Annotated in this window: 7 protein-coding genes and 2 pseudogenes; 6 read left to right on the top strand and 3 right to left on the bottom strand. The window is 46.9% G+C overall.

Features of this window, described 5'->3' with window-relative positions:
• On the top strand, nucleotides 1-207 hold a 207-nt coding region (locus ABRP95_RS11805; RefSeq protein ID WP_502880375.1), incomplete at its 5' end, for a hypothetical protein.
• A 217-nt stretch (nucleotides 208-424) separates the two neighbouring features.
• Here ABRP95_RS11805 and ABRP95_RS11800 read toward each other — a convergent pair.
• Together ABRP95_RS11800 and ABRP95_RS11795 are read right to left on the bottom strand one after the other, a co-directional pair.
• Nucleotides 425-703: a pentapeptide repeat-containing protein gene (locus tag ABRP95_RS11800; protein ID WP_349839481.1), complete on the bottom strand. Its 279-nt coding sequence runs from the start codon at nucleotides 701-703 to the stop codon at nucleotides 425-427.
• Between the two features lie 69 nt (nucleotides 704-772).
• Nucleotides 773-1,327, bottom strand: a complete 555-nt coding sequence (locus ABRP95_RS11795) for a hypothetical protein (RefSeq protein ID WP_284771327.1) — start codon at nucleotides 1,325-1,327, stop codon at nucleotides 773-775.
• 201 nt (nucleotides 1,328-1,528) lie between these two features.
• Here ABRP95_RS11795 and ABRP95_RS11790 point away from each other — a divergent pair.
• Nucleotides 1,529-1,947, top strand: a pseudogene (locus tag ABRP95_RS11790) (transposase); the annotation flags it as partial.
• On the opposite strand, the pseudogene ABRP95_RS11785 reads toward ABRP95_RS11790, so the two are convergent.
• Nucleotides 1,946-2,074 (bottom strand): annotated as a pseudogene (locus tag ABRP95_RS11785) (IS30 family transposase); the annotation flags it as partial. The pseudogenes ABRP95_RS11790 and ABRP95_RS11785 sit on opposite strands and share 2 nt — an antisense overlap.
• Nucleotides 2,075-2,421: 347 nt before the next feature.
• On the opposite strand from ABRP95_RS11785, the gene ABRP95_RS11780 reads away from it, so the two are divergent.
• From ABRP95_RS11780 to ABRP95_RS11765, 4 genes are read left to right on the top strand one after another with little or no spacing between them, the layout of a single operon-like run.
• Nucleotides 2,422-2,823, top strand: a complete 402-nt coding sequence (locus ABRP95_RS11780; protein WP_349839482.1) for a hypothetical protein — start codon at nucleotides 2,422-2,424, stop codon at nucleotides 2,821-2,823.
• Nucleotides 2,817-3,530 (top strand): ATP-binding cassette domain-containing protein, encoded by a 714-nt coding sequence (locus ABRP95_RS11775; RefSeq protein WP_284771329.1) that lies wholly within the window; start codon nucleotides 2,817-2,819, stop codon nucleotides 3,528-3,530. Before ABRP95_RS11780 ends, ABRP95_RS11775 begins: the two co-directional genes overlap by 7 nt.
• Nucleotides 3,520-4,659, top strand: coding sequence for a hypothetical protein (locus ABRP95_RS11770; RefSeq protein ID WP_349839480.1), 1,140 nt, complete (start codon nucleotides 3,520-3,522; stop codon nucleotides 4,657-4,659). Before ABRP95_RS11775 ends, ABRP95_RS11770 begins: the two co-directional genes overlap by 11 nt.
• A 60-nt stretch (nucleotides 4,660-4,719) precedes the next feature.
• Nucleotides 4,720-5,241 carry a hypothetical protein gene (locus tag ABRP95_RS11765; RefSeq protein ID WP_284771331.1) on the top strand — a complete coding sequence of 174 codons (522 nt, stop codon included), beginning with the start codon at nucleotides 4,720-4,722 and terminating at the stop codon, nucleotides 5,239-5,241.
• Nucleotides 5,242-5,381: the final 140 nt, after the last annotated feature.

Genomic DNA, 5,381 nt, shown 5'->3' with positions numbered 1-5,381 from the left:
CTGAGTCGTTCTGGTCGACGCTTAAAACTTAAGTTCTACGACCGGAAGCGCTGGCCACCCGCGATGCTGCGCGTCAGGCCGTTGCCTACTGGATTGAAGCCGTCTACAACCGTCGACGCCGACACTGAAGCCCTCGGGATGGTCAGCCCCATCGACTTCGAGAACCACACCAGCCTAACCACCAGCAGAAAAGAAATAGCTACCTAACCACGAGGTAGCTCCACTACGTGTCCACGATTTGCGGGCAACCCCAACGGGGCACTTCACATACGCTAAAGTATATACCTCATCATATGTCCCGCCATATGGCAAGACATATGACAGGACTGACGGGTGTGCAGATTTACCGATACGGCTGCACCGCCCTAGGCGTTTCCAACGCCCGATTTACGGTAGGGCTTGAACGGAATTCGTTTAGGCGCAATCAGGGACTATAAAGTATCACATTACTTGCCTCCAAACCTGTACATTCAGAGAATTGCCTTGGATTGGCGGTAACAGGTACCAGATATGCGTTCGTAAAATTAGCGCGCGTTAATGTCGCTCCACGAAGGTCTGACTCGCTAAGAATTGCGTTCGTAAAATCTGCGTCGGTGAAATCTGCCGATTTCAAGTTAGCCCATGCCACCATGGAGCCACGGAACGAGCATCCTTTGCATATGCTTCCTTCGAGATTGATGTCCGTCAGATCATAGTTGGACATATCCTTTCCGGAAATGTCTTTCCCAGCGAGCCCCGTGGCCCACGATTGAGGTATCGTTTTGTACATTTGTTATTTAATCTGCGGTGAATTGATAATCCATTGCGGGCAACGGCCTTGGTAGCCAAGGCAGTGGGTGGTTACAACTCCGTAAGGTTTGCCGTCCCTTACCTTGTTGAAACCAACCACCGTTAATATGTCTGTGGTTTCAACTTTCCGGCACCTCTTAAAAGGTCCCCAACCCGAGCAGGAAATATGATCCATGGGCAGGCGATATTCATAGCGGTCGCCGGAGCGCTTAATCTTTGGCGCATATTTTGTTGAAGCTTGTGAAGCACGAATGGATAAACCGTGTTTGTTCTGGTTTTTCGCCCGAGCCTTTTCTCGAAGGTAAATCAGCTTTCCATTCTTATCCGTCCACTGCGACACTATAGTGTAGGGGCCTTTATTTCCAAAGAAAGATAATTCCGAGTCGACAGAAGTATCGAAGTTCTTCGAAGTGGCAACTTCTGTCAAGATTTCCTCCGCTGTAGAGTCATAGCTTTCCACTGTTCCTGGGATGACCCCGAAATCTTTTGTAGGGGCAGAGGTAGATGCATTGGCAGCTGGTTGAGACAAATTAGCCATTAGAAGTAGAGCAGCCATTGTCTTGCCTAGTGCGTTTTTGATCCAGTATTTCCACATGATAGAGTCTCCTACTTGTAGAAAATTACTTATCCTAAAAGTACCTTCTTTAATTAACGAAGGGAATGCTCATATGCGTGATATGGAATACAAACTGAAGCGTCCTGGGTTTAGTTCTTACCTCAGCTAAGGAAGGATTGAACTATGCCTAGAAAGTATTCCGTCGAGTTTAAGGAGAAGGCGGTCCATCAGATCATCGAAATGGTCCGCCTGGAGTCTTGCTCACTGCAACGTGCCTACACAGAGATCGGTGAGCTCCTTGGAGGATCTCACCACACGTTGCGGGCTTGGTACCGTGACAGCGCTTCAGTACGCGATAATTCTGACGCTTCAGGCAGCGAAACAATGGAAGAAGAACTCAAGCGTCTGCGCCGCGAAAACCGTGAGCTGAAACGAGCAAACGGGATTGTTAAGACTGCTTCGGCTTTTTCGCAGCGGAACTCGACTACCCCACGACCAAATGATCCCTTACATCGACGCGTACAAAGATCAGTTTGGGGCCCGGGGCCATCTGCCGAGTCCTAAAACAAGCAGATCGTGGATTCATTACTTCACGCGGCTACTGAAGCGTTCTACTAATGTGATTACCGCTGATTGGTTATTTTTACCAAGGATGAGGTCGCCTTCCCAATGGCCTGGCAAAATACGTTCAGTAACCTCATCTGGCCGGTCGTCGATGAGGATCATGTCGTCAACGAAGCGTTGCTGGGATTGCCCGCAAAGGGGCGCTCTTAGCCTAGCGGGGACGCGTCAACTCGGAACAGTTATGTCGTTTGAACCTGGCGTTTAGTTCGTGGGATATGAAGTGGACATGCCATTTTGGAGGCGGATCAACCTTAAGAAGAAATGGTAATTGGGGGTAGTACTTAGAATATCTTTACTGCGGGCTGTACATGCTATAGATGCCTATGTTAGGTTAACACTGTTCCCGATATAGGCGATCCTTTATAATACTGAAGTCTGAAGCAAACACACATAAAGGTCATAAAGGTGAGGTCGATTTTGACGTGTCTAAATTCCGAGAGGGAAGTACTGTGATGAAGAAAATTGCAGCAGGGTTAGTAACCGCCTTGACGGTTTCTATGTTCGCTGCTCCAGCGAACGCGGAGGGGAACTTTGAAACCAGTGTTAGTGGCGTTCGCGATGGCTACAAGACTCGTGGGTGGATCGATCGAAATATAGACGGGTACAACACGGAGATTACAGCAGCTACCTGTTTAAATGATCCACATGGATCTCCTGGAAAAGTTGAGATGACCCTGCGTCGAGAGCTTTCTATGAAGCCGGACCCCGACCTAGGTTCACGTTCGCTCAATAAATGCTATGGAGGATGGGACCGAGGCGGGTGGGGGCGCCAGGCTGCGGGAAATTATCATGCTGATATCCATACATTTGATTGGAACCACTTAACCATCAAATGGATGAAATTTGTATGGTAGCGACCATTCAAGCTAATGCACTAAAAATCCGGCGTTCAAGTAAAATAATTCTGGATATACCACAGTTAGTGATAGATGAACGACCCACGCTTCTTCTGGGAGCTAACGGTGCAGGGAAATCAACACTTTTTTCTGCTCTTGCATCAGATTCTTCTCCAAAGGAAGGAACAGTCCTAAGGAATGGATCTATATCTGTAGTAGAGCAGACATTCAATCCTATTACCGGTTTCACCTCTAGTGAGTACTGTGCTTATGTTGCTTGGCTGTTTGGGCGAGATAAAAAGGCCGCAAAGAAAGAAAGCTTAGATTGGCTAGATTTTGTAGATCTGTCAAGAGTCTCTAATCAACGGTGTGAAAGTCTTAGCGGAGGGGAACGCTCTAGGCTGGCGATCGCCACTGCGTTGAACTCTGGGGCGGAAACACTGCTGCTTGATGAACCAAGTGCGGCACTTGATCCACTCAACAAAGAGCATGTAACTGAGGTATATCAACGGATTGTTGATAGAGGACATAATCTAGTCGTCTCAACGCATGATGCCGGCGAACTACAGAGACCTTTCGAGCGCGTTCTCGTCCTTGATAAGGGAAAGCTACATTTTGATGGTTCACGACATGATTTCGTGCAGTTAGCTTCAGAACCCGGAAAATCCCCGGCACATATTCTCTCACGATCTTTTGTACGGAGAGGAAACTACAGTGGTTCCTAATTTCGGTATTAAACACTGGCTTCGCCGTCCATCATTATGGATTTGTCTTATTGGGATAATCCTCAGCGCGGTTCCTATTTCGGAATTAGGAAAGACGCCATACTATGAGTCGATAGCTGCTCAATCTACATTGGTATTCTTCGTAATTGCCCCTGCGGTTTCTGCCGCAATGGCATGGGAGGCATCACGATTTCGTCCTCTAGTGCAGATGGGGCGAAAATCGGTGGCTCGTATCTATGTGAACCGAATGTTTGCATGGTCGCTGATTTTTCCTCTTGGCTATGTATTAGCAAATCTTTCACAAAGTACTGATTCTGCACTGCTCGGATCTTCAGTTTTTTGGGTTATGCTGACGTATTCGTCCATCGTCGGTGCCTGTTGGACATTAATCGGAAGTGCACTTGGCTTTTCGTTTAAACCACTGGTTTCAGTGTCTGTATCAGCTGCGCTTGCATATACGTGGTATGCGGTAATTCCAGCCACTTCTCCTGGATCCTTAAGACATATAACTGGTGATTTTTTAGCGTGCTGTTCTTTTGATGTAACGCTAGATGTGAAAGCAATTGGAACAGCAATTGCAGGGATTATTGGAGCCACGCTGACCATAATCTCGGCTGCGGCATTGCTTAGGAACCGCTGTAAAATGTATATGTTGACTTTCCTTTTAGGCCTTATTTCCCTCATCGGTTCTTTTGCTTGGGCGCAGCAGCTCACAGAGTTTGGCCTTGAACAAAGAGATTCTCGTGAGGTTGTTTGCTCTTCTAAGGTCTGCGCATGGCCGGAAGTTCCTAACGAAAATATATCGCTTAATATCCAGGCGAGGGATGCTTTCTCTAAAATATCACCCCCTGAGTGGAGAGATTTCTCAGAACGTCCCGTCATGTGGGGAGATCTTTCGGAAGAGCATCTAAGTCTAAGCGGTCAATCCACTGTAAAAGGGATAGTTGGAGAGTTTGTGGATCAAGCTGGATCTGCGGAACTCATTCGTTCAGACGCTAAAGTCTGTGGAATTCCGGCGAAAGATTTGGGAATTACGCTTAGTGGTCTTCCTTGGGAGCCTAATCAACAAGTTACCGTTGAAGACGTTGCTCAACGTATTGAGCATTCTGTATGCAGAGTGAGCGATTAGCCCATGACTTCATACGCATTCTTGTACTGCCGTGGGCATAGGCTAATTACTGTCCTAATAATGGTGCTGTTTATTGCCTTTGTTCTTTCTTTCGCTGAGGGATGGTTGCTAAATATCCCTTGGCTCGATGATACTGCTGGGGCAAACGTTGGTACTTTGTGTTCGTTTTCTTATGCTGCATTGCCAGTGATTTTCTTCAGAAATCAGATTTCCAGGTTAGAGGCTCAAGTTTCACGGAATTGGCTAGTTATTGATGGTATAGTTCTCTTAGTTTTATGGATTATTCCTTGGATCTTTTCCCTTTGTGGCATAGGAAGCACTAGATTCGCTTATGTATCTACTGTTCTTACCGCTTTGACACTACTTATAGGTAGATATGTGAGTGTGGATACACTCGCTTTGTTACTTGTAGCACAGCTTGTTTTGCAAACCGCTCTTTGGCCATCATTATTTGATACGCATTGGAGATTCCTACTTTTCGCTCTAGAGGTTCCACCCAGCCGTATTCCACTAATATTAAGTATAGTTTCGTTGTTCGTGAGTGTTATTTCTTTGCGTAAATTCAAACGATCTGTGTTTTAGCTAGTAGGGTTGCCCGCAAATCGTGGACACGTTGTTAAGCTGCTTAGGGGTTAAGCAGCGGCTTTCTTATTACCATTTTGATCAGCGAGCTGGGCTTCGAAATCGACGGGGCTTACCATCCCGATGGACGAGTGGCGACG

The organism is Corynebacterium sp. KPL2895 (genome assembly GCF_040225815.1).
GTDB lineage: Bacteria > Actinomycetota > Actinomycetes > Mycobacteriales > Mycobacteriaceae > Corynebacterium > Corynebacterium rhinophilum.
The sequence above is the reverse complement of the archived record's forward strand: the minus strand, read 5'-3'. Positions and strand labels throughout refer to the sequence as shown.

Bases quoted from the DNA above. Each gene is read 5' to 3' on its own strand.
- ABRP95_RS11795 (WP_284771327.1), bottom strand. From the start codon at position 1,327: ATGGCTAATTTGTCTCAACCAGCTGCCAATGCATCTACCTCTGCCCCT.
- ABRP95_RS11780 (WP_349839482.1), top strand. From the start codon at position 2,422: ATGAAGAAAATTGCAGCAGGGTTAGTAACCGCCTTGACGGTTTCTATG.
- ABRP95_RS11800 (WP_349839481.1), bottom strand. From the start codon at position 703: ATGTCCAACTATGATCTGACGGACATCAATCTCGAAGGAAGCATATGC.
- ABRP95_RS11765 (WP_284771331.1), top strand. From the start codon at position 4,720: ATGGTGCTGTTTATTGCCTTTGTTCTTTCTTTCGCTGAGGGATGGTTG.
- ABRP95_RS11775 (WP_284771329.1), top strand. From the start codon at position 2,817: ATGGTAGCGACCATTCAAGCTAATGCACTAAAAATCCGGCGTTCAAGT.